This window comes from Micromonospora profundi (assembly GCF_011927785.1).
GTDB lineage: Bacteria > Actinomycetota > Actinomycetes > Mycobacteriales > Micromonosporaceae > Micromonospora > Micromonospora profundi.
Map to the genome: position 1 here is coordinate 236,500 of NZ_JAATJK010000001.1, position 16,026 is coordinate 252,525.

Here is a 16,026-nt window from a genome sequence, read left to right on the forward strand (position 1 = left end):
GCAGTGACCAACCCCCTCGCGGACCCTCCGTACGAGGGGGCCATCGGACGCACCTACCAGGAGTCGACGGAGCACTGGAGCGCACCGCCAGCGGCAGCGGCAGGTAAGCCGAACGTGGTGTACGTGCTGCTTGACGACGTCGGGTTCTCGGACTTCGGCTGCTTCGGCGCGGAGATCGACACACCGACGATCGACAGGCTCGCCGCCTCCGGGCTGCGGTACACCAACTTCCACACCTCGCCGCTGTGCTCGCCGACGCGCGCCAGCCTGCTCAGCGGCCGTAACCACCACAGTGTCGGCATGCGCATGCTGTCGAACTTCGACAGTGGCTTCCCCAGCGGCCGAGGGCGGATCACCCACGCCGCCGCCACTGTCGCGGAGATGCTCGTCGACGCCGGCTTCAACACAATGGCGGTCGGCAAATGGCACGTCGCGCCGCTGGAGCACACGACGCCGTCCGGCCCGTACGACCAGTGGCCGCTGGGCCGGGGTTTCGAGCGTTACTACGGCTTCCTCGAGGCGGAGACCGACAGCTTCTATCCGGAGTTGGTGCACGACAACCACCAGGTGGACCCGCCGGCCACGCCCGAGGAGGGCTATCACCTCACCGAGGATTTGACCGACCGGGCCATCGGGTTCGTCCGGGACCAGGTCTCCTTCACGCCGGAGAAGCCGTTCTTCCTCTACCTGGCGTACGCCGCGGCGCACGCACCGCACCAGGCCCCGCAGGAGTACCTGGAGAAGTACCGGGGGCGCTACGACAGCGGCTGGGACGACGTTCGTGCGCGGCGGCACCGGCGGCAGATCGAACTCGGCATCATCCCGGAGGACGCGCCGCTGCCACCGCACAACCCCGGCGTCGTTCCGTGGGACGAGGTGCCGCCCGAGCAGCAGCGCCTGTTCGCCCGCATGCAGGAGGCCTATGCGGCGATGGTCGATCACACCGACGCCCAGCTCGGGCGCCTCGTCGACTTCCTCGAGCGGATCGGCCAGCTCGACAACACCATCGTGATCGTCATGTCGGACAACGGGGCCAGCCCCGAGGGCACCCCCATCGGCACGCTCAACCCCACCGCCTTCCAGAACCGGGTGCCGGAGGACCTTCAGGACAGCCTCGCGAGGATCGACGAGATCGGCGGCCCGCGAGCGCAGAGCAACTATCCGCTGGGCTGGGCGCAGGTCAGCAACACGCCGTTCCGCCGCTACAAGCAGCACACCCACGAGGGCGGCGTACGGGTGCCGTTCGTGCTGAGCTGGCCGGCCGGTGAGGTCCCCGGGGGGCAGGTACGGAAGCAGTTCCAGCACAGCATCGACGTCACAGCGACGGTGCTGGACCTCGTCGGGGTGGAGCCACCCGTGGTGCGCCGTGGCATCCCGCAGATGCCGCTGCACGGTCGCAGCTTCCGGGACGGGCTGCGGGACCCGCAGGCACCGCCGTCCCGGGACTGCCAGTACTTCGAGATGTTCGGACACCGCGGCATCTACCGCCAGGGCTGGAAGGCCGTGGCGTTCCACGAGCGCGGCACCTCGTGGGACGACGACCGCTGGGAGCTCTACCGGATCGACGAGGACCCCACCGAGAGCCGCGACCTCGCCGCCGAGCATCCCGAGGTGCTTCAGCGCCTCATCGAGGAGTTCTGGATCGAGGCCGCCCGCTACGACGTGCTGCCCCTTGACGACCGCGGATTCGCCGTGCGGGCCCGGGTGCCGCGGCCGGGGTCGGTGCGGGACAGGCTGGTGTTCACCTACCTGGCTGGCGTACCGGCGATCTCCGGTGCGGCCGTACCGCCGACGATGAACCGCTCGCACGCCATCAACGCGCGCGTACACCGCACCGACACCTCCCAGGGCGGGGTGATCGTGGTGCTCGGCAACGTCAGCGGCGGGTACGTGATGCACATCCAGGACAACCACCTCGTGTACGAGTACAACTACCTCGGCACCCTCTACACGGTCCGGTCCGAGAACGAGTTGCCGCTGGGCACCGTGGACCTGACGTTCGAGCTGCTGAAGACCGCCGACTGTCAGGGCACCGGCCGCCTGCTCGTCAACGGCGAGACGGTGGGCACGGCGCGGTTCCCGCAGCTGCTGCCGTACTTCCACGGGTTCGCGGGCATGGACATCGGTCGCAGCATCCACTCGCCGGTGTCCACGAGCTACCCATCCCGGCACGACTTCTCCGGCGAGCTCGAGTACGTGCGGTTCCGGCTCGCGGCGTCCGAGGAGGTCGGCGAGCCGATCGCGCAGGCGCAGGACGCCCTCCCGCAGCCGTCGCCAGGCGTCGCGTTCGAGGTCGTGGACTGACACCAGCCCGGTGTACGACGACGGCGCGTGACCGGACCGGGGTCCGTGCACGCGCCGTCAGGTCGCTGGACGGTGTGGTCAGCGCATCGCCAGGCCCCACAGCGGGTCCTCGACGAACCGGCCCACGTGGGCGAGCACCCGGCTGCCGAGATCCCCGTCCACGAGCCGGTGGTCGAACGACAGCGACAACTGCACCGTCCACCGGGGGACCACCTGCTCGTCGACCACCCACGGCGTCCTGCGCAGTGCGCCGAGGCACAGGATCGCGGCCTCGCCGGGGTTGAGTATCGGTGTGCCGGCGTCGATGCCGAACACGCCGATGTTGGTGATGGTGATGGTGCCACCGGCCAGGTCGGCGGGCCGGACGCGACCTTCCCGCGCCGACAGCGTCAGCTCGTTCAGGGCTACGGCAAGGTCACGCACCGGCAGGTCCTGCGAGGCCTTGATGTTCGGCACGAGCAGGCCGCGCGGCGTCGCGGCGGCGATGCCGAGGTTGACGTCGGCGTACCGGACGATCTCCTGGTTCTCCTGATCCCAGCGGGCATTGACGTCGGGGTGGTTGCGTACGGCGTCCAGCAGTGCCAGCGACACCACGAGCAGGGGTCCGACCCGTACCCCGTCGAAGGTCGGATCCTTCCTCAGCCGATCCACGAACTCGACGGTGCCTGTCGCGTCGACGGTGAGGAACTCCGTGACGTGCGGTGCGGTGAACGCGCTCGCCACCATGGCGGCAGCTGTCGCCTTGCGCACCCCGCGGACGGGGACCCGTTCGTCCTGCCGTACGGCATTGTCGGCTCCCGCTGTCGACGCCGTGGACCCGTTGGAACGTTTCGCACCCGGATCGGGCTGCGCCGGCCGGGCGGTGTGGTCGAGGACGTCCTGGCGCGTGACCCGGCCGTCGGGGCCGCTGCCGCGCACCTCGGCCAGTTCCACACCGAGTTCCTTGGCGAGTTTGCGCAGCGGCGGCTTCGTGAGCACCGGCGGCCGCGACGACTGCGGCACGCGGGCGGTGTCGTCGGGCCGGGCGGGATGCGGTCTCCGTCGTCGCCGACGGGTCTGTGCCTGCGCGGCCACCCCGTAGCCCACGAGCACCGCGGACCGTTGCGGTAGCGGCGCACCGTCGGGGTGCGGAACGGCGGTCGGATCGGCGGCGAGCGTGCTGGCCGTGTCGTCGGGGACGACCGGACCAGGCTCGCTGACGATCCGGATGGCGATGATCGGCGAGCCGACGCCGACGGTCTGTCCCTCCTCGACGAGGAGGCTGTGCACCACACCGGCGTACGGGCTGGGCAGCTCGACGAGAGACTTGGCGGTCTCGATCTCCACGAGGACGTCGTTGAGACCGACCGGGTCGCCCGGGGCGACGCGCCAGGTGACGACCTCGGCCTCGGTGAGGCCTTCCCCGACGTCGGGCAGGCGGAACTGTTTGATTGTCACTGGGGCCTCTCCTCTCACGCGGCGAGCACGCGGTCGACGGCGTCGAGGATCCGGTCCAGGTCGGGCAGGTACTCCTCCTCGACCTTTGCCGGTGGATACGGCAGGTTGAAGCCGCCGACACGCTCGACAGGCGCCTCCAGGGAGTAGAAGCACCGCGTCATGACCTGCGCGGCGACCTCGGCGCCGAAACCCGCGAACGTGGGGGCCTCGTGGACCACGACGGCCCGGCCTGTGCGACGGACGGACTCCTCGATGGTCCGCACGTCCAGCGGGGAGATGGAGCGTAGGTCGACCACCTCGACATCGCGGCCGTCCTCCGCGGCCGCCTCCGCGGCCGCCTCCGCGGCGGCGAGGCAGGTGGCGACCATGCCCCCGTAGGTCAGCAGCGTCACGTCGCTGCCGCGACGCACGATGTGGGCCCGGTCCAGCGGTCGCGGCGGGCCCTCGTCCTCGGGGGTCACCTCTCCCTTCATCCAGTAGCGGCGTTTGGGCTCGTAGAAGATGACCGGGTCGTCGCCGGCGATGGCCTGACGGATCATCCAGTGCGCGTCGTCCGCGCTGGAGCAGTAGACGACGCGCAGCCCGGCTGTGTGCGCGAAGTACGCCTCGTTCGACTCGCTGTGGTGCTCCACGGCCCCGATGCCGCCACCCACGGGGATCCGCACGACCACCGGCAGGCTCGTGCGACCGTTGGTGCGGGCCCGCATCTTGGCGAGCTGAGACACGATCTGGTTGAAGGCGGGGTAGACGAAGCCGTCGAACTGGATCTCGCAGACCGGGCGGTACCCGCGCAGTGCCAAGCCGATCGCGGTGCCGATGATCCCGGACTCGGCGAGTGTCGAGTCCATCACCCGGGCTTTGCCGAAGTCCTTCTGCAGACCATCGGTGACCCGGAAGACGCCGCCGAGCCGGCCGATGTCCTCGCCCAGCAACATGACCTTGGCGTCGTCCTCCATGGCGCGACGCAGACCGCTGTTCAATGCGTGACAGAGAGTGAGCATGAACGTGTTCTCCGATCCGGGCTGGCGTCAGTCGAGGAAAGAGTCGCGGTAGGCGACGAACGCGTCGTGCTCCTCCTGAAGCAGTTGTGGTACGTCGGCCAGCACAGTGGCGAAGGCGTCCGCGAGGTCCGGCGCCTGCAGTGCCAGGCATTCCCGGCGCGTGCGGTCGGCGAGTTCGTCCGCCTCGGCCTGGATCTCGTCGAGGAACGCCGTGTCGCTCCAGCCCTCGGCGCGCAGAAGTGCTTCGACGCGCGCCAACGGATCCTTCGCCCGCCACGCTTCGAGTTCGCTGTCGGTGCGGTACCGCGTGGGGTCGTCGGACGTGCTGTGCCCGCCCATCCGGTACGTGGTGGCCTCGATGAGCGCGGGCCCGCCGCCGGAGCGCACGTGTTCGGTCAGCGCGGACGTCACGGCGTACACGGCGAGGACGTCGTTGCCGTCGACCCACTCGCTGCGCAGACCGAACCCGGCCCCCCTCCGGTGGATCGGCGTGCGCGACTGGGACGACGAGGCCGTCGAGATCGCCCAGTGGTTGTCCTGGCAGAAGAACAGGACCGGCGCGTCATTGGTGGCGGCGATGTTCATCGCCTCGCTCGCGTCGCCCTCGCTGGCGGCGCCGTCACCGAAGTACGCCACGACCACCGTGTCGCTGCCGTCGCGCTGCACCCCCAGGGCGTACCCGGTGGCGTGCAGCAACTGAGCTGCCAGGACCAGGGTGTAGATGTGGAACGAGTACGGCTCGGGGTCCCAGCCGCTGTTGGCGACCCCACGCCACTGCCGGAGCAGGTCCGCGGGGCGGATGCCGCGCCACAGGGCGGCGGCGTGCTCGCGGTAGCTCGGGAAGACGTAGTCGTCGGCGCGTACCGCAGCTATGGAGCCGACCTGTGCGGCCTCCTGGCCGCGGCACTGCAACCACAGGCCCAGCTCGCCCTGTCGCTGCAACGCGAACGCCTCGTCGTCGAGGCGGCGTGCGAGCCGCATACCGCGGTACAGGTCGCGGGTGAGCCTGCCGAGGGCGTCGCGGTCGACGTCGGTGTCCGTGCGTAGTTGCCCGTCCGGGGCGATGAACTGGATGAAGCCGTCCGGGGCTCGCGGAAGGTCGGCGGTGCTGGTGAAGGGATTGGCGGGGGAGGGCGTCGAGCTGCCGGCGGGTGACCTGACGATGTTCGAGGTACTCAAGGCGCCACCTTCTGGGTGCTGGGCTCCGCGGCGCCGGGGTCACCGGCGGGCCGCGGATGGCGGATATGGAACACCGCCCGCCACGTCGACCGAGCGGGCGGTGGCTCGCGGCAATTACACGGTGTACCGGTCGGCGAGGTTCAACGCCTCGTCGAGGACCGCCAGACCCGTCTTGACCTCCGTCTCCGAAACGGTGCAGGGCGGCACCACGTGGATCCGGTTGAAGTTGGCGAGTGGGATGACGCCGTTGCGCTTGCACGCCGCCAGCACCTCGTTCATCTCGACCGACGACGACCCGTACGGTGCCAACGGCTCCTTCGTGGCGCGGTCCTTCACCAACTCCACAGCCCAGAACACCCCGAGTCCGCGTACGTCCCCGACGCTCGGGTGCCGCTCGGCCATCTCGCGCAGCCCCGGGCCCAGCACGTCGGCACCGATCCTGGCGGCGTTCTCGACGATCCCCTCATCCCGCATCGCCGTCATGGTGGCGACGGCGGCCGCGGCGGCCAGTGGGTGACCGGAGTACGTGAGCCCACCGGGGTAGGGGCGGGTGGAGAACGTCTCGACGACGTGGTCGGAGATCACGACACCGCCGAGCGGGACGTAACCGGAGTTCACGCCCTTGGCGAAGGTGATGAGGTCGGGTACGACCCCGTAATGGTCCAGGGCGAACCAGGCGCCGGTACGCCCGAAGCCCGCCATCACCTCGTCGGCGACGTAGAGGATGCCGTGCTTGTCGCACAGCGCCCGAACTCCCGCCAGGTAGCCCGGCGGTGGAGGCATGACACCGGCCGTGCCGGGCACGGTCTCCAGGACGATGGCGGCGATGGTGGAGGGTCCCTCCATCTCCACGACGCGCTCCAGGTGGCGCAGCGCGAGCGCGGCCTCCTCCTCCTCGGTGGTGGCCCCGAACTCCGACCGGTACAGGAAGGGGCCGAAGAAGCGCGCGACCCCGGCGGTGCCGGTGTCGTTGGGCCAGCGTCGCGGGTCGCCGGTGAGGTTCACCGCCGTCTGGGTGCCGCCGTGGTAGCTGCGGTACTGGGACAACACCTTCGGCCGGCCGGTGTGCAGCCGGGCCATCCGGACGGCGTGCTCGACCGCCTCCGCGCCGCCGTTCGTGAAGAACACCTTGTCCAGACCGGCAGGGGTCCGCTCGGCGATCAGCCGGGCCGCCTCGCTGCGCGCCTCGTTGGCGTAGGGCGGCGCGATAGTGCACAGTCGCGCCGCCTGCTCCTGGATCGCAGCGACCACAGCGGGGTGCTGGTGGCCGATGTTGGTGTAGACGAGCTGCGACGAGAAGTCCAGGTAGCGGTTGCCGTCGCCGTCCCAGAAGTACGAGCCCTCGGCGCCCTCGACGACCATGGGGTCGAGCGTGGACTGGGCGGACCAGGAGTGGAAGACGTGAGCGCGGTCCAGTTCGTAGGTGCGCGTTGCACGGGTGCTCATTGGCGGTTCTCTCCGATGCTCAGTCGTTCTCGGGGAAGCCGAGGTTGATCCCGCCGTGGCTGGGGTCAAGCCAACGGGACGTGATGACCTTGCCGCGGGTGAAGAAGTGCACCCCCTCGGTGCCGTGGGCGTGGGAGTCGCCGAACAGGCTGTCCTTCCAGCCGCCGAACGAGTAGTACGCCATCGGCACCGGGATCGGGACGTTGATGCCGACCATGCCGACCTCGACCTCGTTCTGGTACCTGCGTGCCGCGCCGCCGTCGTTCGTGAAGATGGCGGTTCCGTTGCCGTACGGGTTGGCGTTCACCAACTCGAGCGCCTCGGCGTAGCCGCCCACGCGTACGACGGACAGCACGGGCCCGAAGATCTCGTCGGTGTAGACGCTCATCTCGGGGGAGACCCGGTCCAACAGGCTCGGCCCGAGCCAGAAGCCGGCCTCGTCGCCGTCGGCCTGCACGCCGCGACCATCCACCACCAGCTCGGCACCGGCGTCGACGCCAGCTGCGAGGTACGACGCGACGCGGTCGCGGTGCTCCCTGGTGACAAGCGGCCCCATGTCGCAGGAGCGCCGGCCGTCACCGACCTTCAAAGTGGCGATGCGTTCGCGGATCCGCTTCACCAACTCGTCGGCGACGGGCTCGACCACCACAAGGACCGAGATGGCCATGCACCGCTCTCCGGCGGAACCGAACCCCGCGTTGACTGCCGCGTCCGCGGCCAGGTCGAGGTCGGCGTCCGGCAGCACCACCATGTGGTTCTTCGCCCCGCCGAGGGCCTGGACGCGCTTGCCGTTCCGGGCGCCGGTCTCGTACACGTACCGGGCGATCGGGGTGGAGCCGACGAACGACACCGCCTTCACCTCGGGGTGTTCCAGCAGCCTGTCGACGGCCACCTTGTCGCCGTGGACGACGTTGAACACGCCGGCGGGCAGACCGGCCTGCTCCCACAGGCGGGCTATGAGCAGAGACGCGGAAGGGTCCTTCTCGCTGGGCTTGAGGACGACGGCGTTGCCCGCCGCGATGGCGATGGGCATGAACCACATCGGGACCATCACCGGGAAGTTGAACGGCGAGATGATGGCGCAGACACCGAGGGGCTGGCGGATGGAGTAGACATCCACGTTCGTGGAGACACCCTCAGAGTGGCCGCCCTTGAGGAGGTGCGGGATCCCGCAGGCGAACTCGACGACCTCCAGACCGCGGGAGACCTCGCCGAGGGCATCGGAGAGGACCTTGCCGTGCTCGGCCGTGATGAGTTCGGCCAGCTCGTGCTTGTGCTGGTTCACCAACTCCCGGAACGCGAACAGCACCTGCGAGCGCTTGGTAAGCGAAGACGTCCGCCACGACGCGAACGCGGCCGCGGCGGAGGCGACGGCGCGGTCCACCTCGTCGACGGAGGCCAACGGAACCTCCGTGCGGATCGTGCCCAGCGCCGGGTCATAGACTGGCGCCGTCCGCTCGGCGACGCCGGCGACCCGCTGGCCACCGATCCAGTGGGTCACCCGCTGGGGCGGGGCAGGAGCGGGGACGGTCTCGGGTTCTGTCTGGGTCATGCCCGGATCATCTGCGCTTCCCCGCATCCGGGCAATGGGCACTGTGTCGCTCTCGCTCTCTGGAACCGCACATACTGTGCGCCTGGGCGAGAAGGGAGACGAGCTCATGCCGATGACGGTCCGGGACGTGCTCGAGCTGCCAGCGCTGCAACAGGCCGGGCCACGTGTCCTGGCTGGTCGCACCCGGCTTGATGCGCCGGTGCGATGGGTGCACGTCGCCGAGGTGCCCGAGATCGCCGACCTGCTTCGCGGTGGCGAACTGGTGCTGACAACGGGCATCGGCCTGCCGCCGGACGACGACGGGTTGTGCCGCTGGATCGACGCGCTTGCGGCTGTCGGCGCGGCTGGCGTCGTCATCGAACTCGGCCGGCGGTTCGGCCCCACCCTGCCGACCGGGCTCGTCGAGCGTGCCCGCAGCCGGGACCTGCCCCTCATCGCGCTCCGACGCGAGGTGCGGTTCGTGGCCGTGACCGAGGTCGTCCATTCCGTGATCGTTGAGGAGCAGACCGCCGACCTGCTCGCGAACGACGAGATCCACCGCATCTTCACCGAACTCTCGGTCGAGGGCGCGGAGCCTCGGCAGGTGCTCCGGGAGGTCACCCGCCTGTCCCGGCGTCCCGCCGTACTGGAGAACCTCGCCCACCAGGTGCTCGCGTACGAGACGGGCCCGCTGTCCGCCGAGGAGTTGCTCGACCGTTGGGAGGCCCGCTCACGCGCGGTCGAGGTCCCGTCCGGCACCGGTTACGAGCCGCGCTCGGGCTGGCTGGTGACCGGCGTCGAGGCCCGGGGCAGCCGGTGGGGGCGGCTCGTGCTGCTGTGCGACCAGGAGCCGCCGGCACGGACAAGGGTCCTGCTGGAGCGCGCCGCGTCCACCATCGCGCTGAACCAACTCGTCGTACAGGACTCCTCCTCCGTCGAAAGACAGGCGCGCAGCAACCTCCTGTGGAGCATCGTCACCCACTCCGCGCCCACCCGGGACGTGGCGCTTCGGGCACGCGGGCTGGGTGTGGTGCTGGAGCAGCGACGGCTGTTCGGGGTCGTCGTCCGCAGGCGTCGGCTGACCCGGACCGCCGGCGTCGAGATGAACGCCCGTCGACGGGAGCTGCTGGACGCCGTGGAGAGAGCGGTCGGCGACTGCGGGCTCGCGGCACTGACCGGCGACGTCGGAGAGGCGGTGGGCGGTGAGGGGGTCAGTGTCCTCGTCGCCCTCGGAAACGAGGACACCGACGAAGCCGCACTGCAGGGGCTCTCCACCGCGCTCACCGAGGCGGGCCACTCCGCCGGGTCGGACGTCGTCGTCGCCGCGGGGTCCGTGGTCAGATCCCTCGACCTGGCCCGGCGCTCACTGGTGGAGGCGGCGCAGGTGGCCGATGCCTCGGTGCACACCGCCGAGCCGCGACCCTTCTACCGGCTCCTCGACGTCCGGCTCCGGGGCCTCCTGCACCTGCTGCGGGAGGACGTGCGCCTGCAGACGTTCGTCGAGCGCGAGCTGGGCCCACTGCTGTCGTACGACCAGCGGCACGGCACGAACCACGTCGCCCTCCTGGAGGCGTACCTCGTCGAGGGGCGCAACAAGCGGCGCGCGGCGGCCGCGATGGCACTGTCCAGGTCCGCGTTGTACCAGCGGCTCCAGCTGATCCAGCGCGTGCTCGACGTCGACCTCGATTCGAGCGAGAGGCACCTGTCGCTGCACGTGGCGCTCACCGCACGTGACGTGATGCGGACGAAGAACAGCCTCGGGGCGGCGGGCTGACGCGCCCCCGGGACGCCGGTTACCCGTGCTCCGGGGGCGTGATCGTCAGCTGTGGGTGCGGTGGCGCGTCCGCCGACGCCGGACGCCGTCGCGCGGCGGTGCGGCGTGCAGACTCACGCTGACGACGGGTACGGCGTTCGCGACGCTCCGACGAACCGTCTCCAGCGTCGCCACGCTGGGGGAGCACTCGAGGATCATCACCGCCGACGTGTTCGGGCACTGCACGTACTGGACGTGGGAGACCGCGACCCGACGTGAGTGCAGCACTGACAGCACCTTGAGCAGGCCTGTCGTGGAGTGCCCCTCGCCGAGGTGCACCACCATCGTCCACGGCGTGCCGTCCTCCCCGGAGGGCTCGTCGTGCTGGGGGCCCGGCCCGGGGCCGGGGGCGGTGGGTTCGACCGCGTCGCTCGGGCGGGGCGGCACCGTCTGCGCCGCGTGAGCGAAAGGTGTGGGGGTGAGGGGGAACGTGGTCACGGGGGGCCTCACAATGTCGAGCCGACAGGATGGCTGGGCCGGCGACGCACGCAGGAGACGCACGTCGCCTAGGTAATCAGCTCGATCACGACTCGAATGTCCACGGCGGCAGTCTGGCACGGCTTTTGTCGTCGGGAGGCTCCAGCCGGAGAGCCGTCCGGCACGTGAGACACGGGAGATGCCGTGGGTGCACCACGGCGCCGGCCGGAGTTACCCGCTGGTAGGAGTATCCCTTAGCGACCGTTCAGGTAGGCGATCTACACTCGCCGTGGGACGAGGACTCGAGGAGGAGCTCCGCGCATGGACGCTGACGAGATCGACGCCGGACGGGCCCGCTGGCAGGCCCGGTACGACTCCGCGCGCAAGCGGGACGCCGACTTCACCACCCTCTCCGGGATGCCTGTCGACCCGGTCTACGGCCCGCCGGAGGGCAGCTCCTACCCGGGCTTCGAGCGGATCGGCTGGCCCGGCGAATACCCGTACACCCGGGGCCTTTATCCGACCGGCTACCGCGGGCGGACCTGGACGATCCGGCAGTTCGCGGGCTTCGGCAACGCCCAGCAGACCAACGAGCGCTACAAGATGATCCTCGGCGCCGGCGGGGGTGGTCTCTCGGTCGCGTTCGACATGCCGACCCTGATGGGCCGCGACTCCGACGACCCGCAGGCGCTCGGCGAGGTCGGCCACTGCGGCGTCGCCATCGACACCGCCACCGACATGCAGGCGCTCTTCGATGGCATCGACCTGGCCGGCGTCACCACCTCGATGACCATCTCCGGCCCGGCCGTGCCGGTGTTCTGCATGTACCTGGTCGCCGCCGAGCGGCAGGGCGCCGACCTGTCCAAACTGGACGGCACGCTGCAGACCGACATCTTCAAGGAGTACATCGCGCAGAAGGAGTGGCTCTTCGACCCGGAGCCGCACCTGCGCCTGATCGGCGACCTGATGGAATACTGCGCAGCCGAGATCCCGCGCTACAAGCCGCTGTCGGTCTCCGGGTACCACATCCGCGAGGCCGGCTCGACCGCCGCGCAGGAGCTGGCGTACACCCTCGCCGACGGATTCGGGTACGTCGAGCTGGGCCTGTCGCGCGGCCTGGACGTGAACGTCTTCGCGCCGGGGCTGAGCTTCTTCTTCGACTCGCACCTGGACTTCTTCGAGGAGATCGCCAAGTTCCGCGCGGCCCGCCGCATCTGGGCCCGCTGGCTGCGTGACGTCTACGGCGCCACCAGCGAGAAGGCCCTCTGGCTGCGGTTCCACACGCAGACCGCCGGGGTGTCGCTGACCGCGCAGCAGCCGGTAAACAACGTGGTACGCACCGCCGTCGAGGCGCTCGCGGCGGTACTGGGCGGGACAAACTCGCTGCACACCAACGCGCTGGACGAGACCCTGGCTCTGCCCACCGACGAGTCCGCCGAGATCGCCCTGCGTACGCAGCAGGTGCTGATGGAGGAGATCGGCGTCGTCAACGTGGCCGACCCGCTCGGTGGCTCCTGGTACGTCGAGGCGCTGACCGACAAGATCGAGGCCGAGGCGGAGGAGATCTTCGCCCGGATCCGGCAGCTCGGCGGGGAAGGGCCGCACCAGATCGGCCCGATGACCTCCGGCATCCTGCGTGGCATCGAGGACGGCTGGTTCACGGGGCACATCGCGGAGTCCGCCTTCGTCTACCAGCAGGCTCTCGAAAAGGGCGACAAGAAGATCGTCGGCGTCAACTGTCACACCGGCACCGTCACAAAGGAGCTGGAGATCCTGCGCATCTCGCACGAGGTGGAGCTGGAGCAGCGCCGGGTGCTGGCCGAGCGCAAGAACGCGAGGGACGAGGCCGCAGTGCGTGCGGCGGTCACCCGCATGGTCGAGGCCAGCCGCACCGACGAGAACATGATCCCGGCCATGCTCGACGCGGTCCGCGCCGAAGCGACGCTCGGCGAGATCTGCAACGCCCTACGCGCCGAGTGGGGCGTCTACCGCGAGCCCGCCCGCTTCTAACGGGCTCCCGCTCCCACCCCCTTCCCCGTCGATCTTGCAGTTGCTGCCTCGACATATGCCGCATACGGCCTGTATAGGGGACCGAAAGTGCAAGATCGCGGGGGTGGGGGTGGGGCGTGAGAGTTGCAACGTCGGAGTTGCGGGTGATCTGAGAACGCCGGCTCGCGTGCGAGACTAGGTAACCATGAGCGACCCACGGATCACCTCGTCGATCTTCACCCGCGGCGCGGTCGACCTCAGCACGCTGCGCGGCCCCGCACCAGCCAGTACCCGCCCCGGCACACCCCCGCAGGGCGGCCCCTCCGCCAGCACCCCTGGCGCGCAGGCCGCCGGTGGTAACGCCCTCATCGTCGACGTCACCGAGGCGACAATCCAGTCCGAGGTGCTCGAACGGTCGATGACCATGCCCGTCGTCGTCTTCTTCGGCGCGGCAGGTTTCCCGGAGAGCGACGAATTCGCCCCCGTACTGGAACGGCTGGCCGCCGAGAGCGGCGGCGCCTGGGCGCTCGCCCGGGTCGACGTGCAGGAAAACCCCCGGATCGCCCAGATGTTCCGGGTCCAGGGCATCCCCATGGTGTACGCGGTGGTCGGCGGCCAGCCGATCGACGCGTTCTCCGGCGTGGTGCCCGAGGCCCAACTCCGCCAGTGGATCCAGGCCGTCCTCAAGGCCGGAGGCGTGACCGTCGCCGAGCCGGAGGACCCGCGCCTCGACGAGGCGGACGACGCGCTGATGAGCGGCGACCTGGACGCCGCCGAGCGGGCGTACCGCAAGATTCTGGCCGACTCGCCGGCGGACGCCGCGGCCGAGGCGGGCCTCGCCCAGGTCGGTGTCGCCCGCCGGGTCGCCGGCGCCGACCCGGCCGCCGCGCTCGCCGCTGCCGAGAGCGCCCCCGACGACGTCGCCGCCCAGCTACTCGCCGCCGACATCGAGGTGCTCAGCGGTCTGGCCGAGCAGGCGTACGCCCGGCTCGTCGGTCTCGTCCGACGCACCGCCGGGGAGGACCGCGAGACCGTCCGCCAGCACCTCGTGTCCCTGTTCAGCATCGCCGGCCCGGACGACCCGGCCGTCGCCTCGGCCCGGCGGGCCCTGGCCAGCGCCCTGTTCTGAGTTCACGCACGGTTTTGAGTTCGTAGCACGCCAGCGCGGGCCGGCGATCCGCCGGCCCGCCCGACCACCGGGGACGGGAGCTCATGATGCGCCGGATTGCCGTCCTCGACGCGCCGACAAACCTGGGCCTGCGCCCGCCGACCCCCACCTCCGTCCCGGGCTGCACCAAGGCACCCGGGGCCCTGCGCGACCACGACCTGCTCGCCCGGCTGCGGGCCCGCGACGCCGGCTGCATCACGCCGCCCCGGTACGACCCCGGCGACTGGCGACCCGGCGACGGCGTCTGCCACGCCCGGGAAATCGCCGACTACTCACTCGCCCTCGCCGAGCGCATCGGCTCCATCATCGACAGGGGCGAGTTCCCCGTCGTGCTGGGCGGCGACTGCTCGGTACTGCTCGGCTCCGCGCTTGCCATGCACCGCCTCGGTGAGGCCGTCGGCGGTCACATCGGGCTGGTCTTCGTGGACGGGCACTCCGACTTCCGGCACCCCGGCAACGCCTCCTACGTCGGCGCGGCAGCCGGTGAGGACCTGGCCCTGGTCACCGGACGCGGGCAGGCCGACCTGGCCGCCCTGGAAGGCCGCCGACCCTACTTCCGCGACATCGACGTCGTGGTGCTCGGCATCCGGGCGCAGGACGAATACCGGCTCGACCTGCAAGCCGCCGGGATCATCACCCGGCCGGTGCCGGCGCTACGCGCCGAAGGCGCCGCCCGGACAGCCCAGTGGGCGCACGAGCAACTCGCCGACTGCGCCGGCTACTGGGTACACATCGACGTGGACGTCCTCGACCCCGCGGTGATGCCCGCCGTCGACGCACCGGACCCGGGCGGCATCGCCTTCGCCGAGTTGGAGATCCTCCTCGCCGGCCTTGTCGACACCCCACACTGCCTCGGCGTCGAGCTGACAGTCTTCGACCCCGACTACGACCCGGACGGCTCGTACGCAGCCGAGATCGTCAACACCGTCGTCGCAGGGCTGGCCCCGGTGACCGCCCCGGAGGCGCTGCCGCCCCGGCTGCTGTCCGCCCGACCGGCGCCCGGTCCCCGGCGTACCAAGACCCGCGCGGCAGACCTCGACGCCCGCTCCGACCGTGCGGGTGTCTCAGACCGTCCGGGTCTCTCGGATCGTGCGGGTCTCTCGGATCGTGCGGGTCTCGCGGATCGCGCGGACCGGTCGGAGCGCTCGGATCGTGCGGGCCTTGCCGATGCGGTCTCTGTTGATGCGGGCCTGGGCGGAGCGAGCGTCAGCGGTGTCGGCGCTGCTGATGCGGCGTTCGCCGGTCCAGGTTCCGGAGCTGCCGATTCCGCCCACGTCGAGCCCTTCGGCGTCGAACCCGCCGGCGTCGAATCCTCCGGTGCTGGTTCTGCTCTCGGCGGGTCCTTCGCAGTTGAGCCCGCCGGGTCCGCTGGCGGCGAGCATGTCGCTGCTGCGTCCGCCGGGCGCGTCGGGGCCGATTCCTTCAGGGCCGCGCCCGCTGGTGCTGCCGGCGCTGAGCCGTTCGGTGCTGGGCCTGCCGACACCGGGCCTTCCGACGCCCAGCCGCCTGTGGCCGAGGTGCCGGGCGGTGTCCCGGTTCCGGTCCGGGCGGAGCCGTTCGGTACGCGGGGTGCGACCCGGTGGGAGCCGTCAGGTGTCGTGTCCAGCGACGCGGCCGGCACTCCGGCTTCAACCGAGCGGGAACCTGTCGGCCCGCCCGCGTCGGCTGGTCCCGGGCTGCTGCGGAGGCCCTCGCCGGCCGAGCAAAACCACACGAACCGCCGCGAATCCGGCACTGCCTG

The 16,026-nt window shown here is 70.6% G+C and carries 10 protein-coding genes and 1 pseudogene; 5 read left to right on the forward strand and 6 right to left on the reverse strand.

The window, feature by feature from the left end; genetic code table 11:
• Nucleotides 1-3 precede the first annotated feature (3 nt).
• A complete protein-coding gene (locus F4558_RS01070) occupies nucleotides 4-2,304 on the forward strand; it encodes an arylsulfatase (RefSeq protein ID WP_053653147.1) in 2,301 nt (766 codons plus the stop codon).
• Nucleotides 2,305-2,382: 78 nt separating this feature from the next.
• Here F4558_RS01070 and F4558_RS01075 read toward each other — a convergent pair whose 3' ends face one another.
• From F4558_RS01075 to F4558_RS01095, 5 genes are all read right to left on the reverse strand, one after another.
• Complete coding sequence (locus tag F4558_RS01075; protein ID WP_167942930.1) at nucleotides 2,383-3,741, reverse strand: dihydrolipoamide acetyltransferase family protein; 1,359 nt, start codon at nucleotides 3,739-3,741, stop codon at nucleotides 2,383-2,385.
• A gap of 14 nt (nucleotides 3,742-3,755) precedes the next feature.
• Complete coding sequence (locus tag F4558_RS01080; RefSeq protein WP_167942931.1) at nucleotides 3,756-4,742, reverse strand: alpha-ketoacid dehydrogenase subunit beta; 987 nt, start codon at nucleotides 4,740-4,742, stop codon at nucleotides 3,756-3,758.
• Between the two features lie 27 nt (nucleotides 4,743-4,769).
• The gene (locus tag F4558_RS01085; protein ID WP_209273145.1) at nucleotides 4,770-5,921 is read right to left on the reverse strand and encodes a thiamine pyrophosphate-dependent dehydrogenase E1 component subunit alpha; all 1,152 of its coding nucleotides are present in this window, start codon (nucleotides 5,919-5,921) and stop codon (nucleotides 4,770-4,772) included.
• A 114-nt stretch (nucleotides 5,922-6,035) separates the two neighbouring features.
• The gene (locus F4558_RS01090; RefSeq protein WP_167942932.1) at nucleotides 6,036-7,367 is read right to left on the reverse strand and encodes an aspartate aminotransferase family protein; all 1,332 of its coding nucleotides are present in this window, start codon (nucleotides 7,365-7,367) and stop codon (nucleotides 6,036-6,038) included.
• Between the two features lie 19 nt (nucleotides 7,368-7,386).
• Complete coding sequence (locus F4558_RS01095; protein WP_167942933.1) at nucleotides 7,387-8,919, reverse strand: CoA-acylating methylmalonate-semialdehyde dehydrogenase; 1,533 nt, start codon at nucleotides 8,917-8,919, stop codon at nucleotides 7,387-7,389.
• A gap of 106 nt (nucleotides 8,920-9,025) precedes the next feature.
• Here F4558_RS01095 and F4558_RS01100 point away from each other — a divergent pair, with 106 nt between their 5' ends.
• On the forward strand, nucleotides 9,026-10,672 hold the full coding sequence (locus tag F4558_RS01100; protein ID WP_053653145.1) for a PucR family transcriptional regulator: 1,647 nt from the start codon (nucleotides 9,026-9,028) through the stop codon (nucleotides 10,670-10,672).
• A 45-nt stretch (nucleotides 10,673-10,717) separates the two neighbouring features.
• Here F4558_RS01100 and F4558_RS01105 read toward each other — a convergent pair whose 3' ends face one another.
• Nucleotides 10,718-11,149 (reverse strand): hypothetical protein, encoded by a 432-nt coding sequence (locus F4558_RS01105; RefSeq protein WP_231639944.1) that lies wholly within the window; start codon nucleotides 11,147-11,149, stop codon nucleotides 10,718-10,720.
• A gap of 300 nt (nucleotides 11,150-11,449) precedes the next feature.
• Between F4558_RS01105 and icmA the strand changes: the two genes are divergently transcribed.
• The 3 genes and pseudogenes from icmA to F4558_RS31340 form a co-directional block, all read left to right on the forward strand.
• Nucleotides 11,450-13,138 (forward strand): coenzyme B12-dependent isobutyryl-CoA mutase large subunit, encoded by a 1,689-nt coding sequence (gene icmA, locus F4558_RS01110; RefSeq protein WP_053653100.1) that lies wholly within the window; start codon nucleotides 11,450-11,452, stop codon nucleotides 13,136-13,138.
• 184 nt (nucleotides 13,139-13,322) lie between these two features.
• A complete protein-coding gene (locus F4558_RS01115) occupies nucleotides 13,323-14,246 on the forward strand; it encodes a tetratricopeptide repeat protein (RefSeq protein ID WP_167942934.1) in 924 nt (307 codons plus the stop codon).
• Nucleotides 14,247-14,329: 83 nt separating this feature from the next.
• Nucleotides 14,330-15,352, forward strand: a pseudogene (locus F4558_RS31340) (arginase family protein); the annotation flags it as partial.
• Nucleotides 15,353-16,026: the final 674 nt, after the last annotated feature.